We start from the raw sequence: 255 nt of genomic DNA, 5'->3' as shown, positions 1-255 counted from the left end.
CTGGCAAACAAGGATAAGGGTTGCGCTCGTTGCGGGACTTAACCCAACATTTCACAACACGAGCTGACGACAGCCATGCAGCACCTGTCTTACAGTTCCCGAAGGCACTCCCGCGTCTCCGCAGGATCCTGTAGATGTCAAGAGTAGGTAAGGTTCTTCGCGTTGCATCGAATTAAACCACATGCTCCACCGCTTGTGCGGGCCCCCGTCAATTCATTTGAGTTTTAATCTTGCGACCGTACTCCCCAGGCGGTC

Annotated in this window: 1 rRNA gene; it reads right to left on the bottom strand. The window is 53.7% G+C overall.

Annotated elements, in window-relative coordinates:
- Nucleotides 1-255 (bottom strand): 16S ribosomal RNA (locus EXZ60_RS19125); the annotation flags it as partial.

Source organism: Vibrio sp. 1151_11 (genome assembly GCF_029478525.1).
GTDB lineage: Bacteria > Pseudomonadota > Gammaproteobacteria > Enterobacterales > Vibrionaceae > Vibrio > Vibrio anguillarum.
Note: the sequence above shows the minus strand (reverse complement) of the source record. Positions and strands in the feature narration are given on the sequence as shown.